This is a genomic window from Clostridium sp. (genome assembly GCF_036642255.1).
GTDB lineage: Bacteria > Bacillota > Clostridia > Clostridiales > Clostridiaceae > Clostridium_J.
The window spans coordinates 1-2,302 of the sequence record NZ_JAVWDJ010000113.1 but is presented as its reverse complement, the minus strand read 5'-3'; the positions used below and the strand labels follow the sequence as shown (position 1 = coordinate 2,302).

Sequence of the window (2,302 nt, the reverse complement as noted above, 5' to 3'; positions counted from 1 at the left end):
TCTGAGAGGCTATAACAACCTCTTGGCTATTGTTTTTAGATAGTATTTCTTTTCTGATTATAATTCTATATTCCCAAATTGGTGAAGGATTTAAGTTTCCAGTAATTGGATAAGCTAAGTTAATTCTCATAGCACCTATTTTAATCCTAGAAAAATAATCAGATTCACTTAGATTTGTCATGTCATCCTCAATTAGAATCATAGGGTTCGCATATAATTCCCGCAAATTCTCATAGATATTAGAAAACATTACTTTAGCTTGACAAACCCATTTTCCATCAATAGCAGTTAGTAGAAGATTGCGGTCTTCTTCAACCGAACCTTTTATTATAGCGTGAGTTCCTTTAATATTAGGATAACTTTCTACATTAGGCTCATCTCTAACATACTCTACTGTTGTGCCTGGAGTAGGTTTTAAAAGCAGTTGTTTAGCCCTTATAGTAATATCCATTGAAGCATCTTCACTGTTTGGATTTATATCAATACTATTAAATAATTCTATAACAGGATAAGTTGTAGAGTGTACTTCATATTGATGAGTGCTAGTATATAAATTTTTAGTTTGCACAGACAAAGTAACTATATATGAAGTTTCTTCTATTAACTCTCTTGAGAAAGAATATTCCATATTTAATTCATTACCTATCCCAGCAAACTTAGGTCCACTACTCTCAACTAACTTCCATGTGTTTTTATCTCCTTTGTTGACAAAAGTATAAAGATTGTAAACATAGGAAGATAACACTTCTTTTTTAAGTTGGTCTTTTGGTTCATAGAAACCTGTAAAAACATATCCAGTAGAAAACACATTATTTCTTTCTGTTGTACTAAATCCTTGAATCCCAAAAGATGGAATTGTTATTGGCATTGCATATGTTACAATAGACCATTCAGAAAGTTTATTTAACGTATTTGGATTTTTTAACCAAGTTCCAAGTTTCTCGTTTGTGTTATGTTGAGTAATATCTTCTTCTCCCACTCTTATCTGAATTTTATACGCACTATCAGAAAGAGGAAATAGTGAAGCTGGTATATCTACATAAAAATATCCCTTTGCAGTGTCTTCAAAAATCTCATTTCTCTTTTTAAAGATTATCCCAAATGGATAAGTGTTTTTGTTTAATATAGTTCTGTTGGTGTCAAATCTAACAATAGTCATCTGAAGATGTTTAATTTGCGTCATAGTGTTTTGTGACGATGGTTTAAAATAATATCTTAAAACCTTAGTCTTGTCAAAAGCTGGTAATGAATTAGGAACTATAGGTGGAAATAAAAGTTTTCCTACTGCCATTTAAATTCCTCCTTTATATACCTACTACAAACCAAGTTAAAGTTCCAGCTGTAGACATCGCTCCATAATTGTAAGAAGCTCCATTTACTGTTAGTGAGTCAATAGGCTTAGTAACTACAGGTATATTCTGGTCCGCGGTTTCTACTGAAAAACCATCAAAAAGAACTTTAGCCACAAAAGGAGTTTTAAAAGTAATATTTGCTCCATTTGTGTTGCTCATATCTACTTTTCCATATTTCACCTTTATTAAACTACCTAATGATATCTCTTGCTCTTGTTCATCTAACACAACTTCATCTTTAACTTGTGCAGCTATTTCTTTAAACACCTTGTCAGCAGACCATAAATTAGAAGTTGTTTTCACTTCATCATCTACAGTGATAGCTACTCCACGAGTTAGAATACTTGAATGTGTATGAGAATCATCTTTGACTACAATAGGCACATTAATAGAAGTACTTTCATCGCCTTTTATTTGAAACTCTCCAGTTACATCTCCACTTAAAGCTATCCCAACTTTATTTATTAAACTAGAAGCAGTTGCGGCGTTACCAGTAATTCCAGTTGGAAGTAATCTATTTGAATTTAATTTCAATATCTTGTTGGGTTGCGCCTCTGAAGTTACATCTGTAGATTTAACTCTTTTGTCCAACTCTTCTGTAGTTTTTGCGGAAGTCCACATACTCTTATTAGATACTACAGTATCACTTACATTTATACCATCTATTGTGTCTGCGTCTAATCCACTTCCAGCACCATCTACAGTTTTAACCGCTTCAATTAACTTGGCTGGTGTTAATTTTAAATCTATCTCATCTATTTTAGCACTCATTGTAGTTTTTCCTTTTCTAGCTGAAACTAGTTCACTAGACCTAGCATTCCAATCCGCAATCTTAGTTTTAGTTGGAACTTCTTTTGCCGTTCCAGCTACTACATGATCTGCATCTGTTTCTGGATGCAAAACAACATGAGTTCCATTTGATTTAACATCTATTATTTGAAATTTAGTTG

1 protein-coding gene and 1 pseudogene are annotated in these 2,302 nt (G+C 32.7%); both read right to left on the bottom strand.

Annotated features, from left to right (window positions below; genetic code table 11):
- Positions 1–1,291: hypothetical protein (locus RR409_RS21050; protein ID WP_332559732.1), on the bottom strand; the 1,291-nt coding region annotated here is incomplete at its 3' end.
- 13 nt (positions 1,292–1,304) lie between these two features.
- Positions 1,305–2,302: pseudogene (locus RR409_RS21045) on the bottom strand (hypothetical protein); the annotation flags it as partial.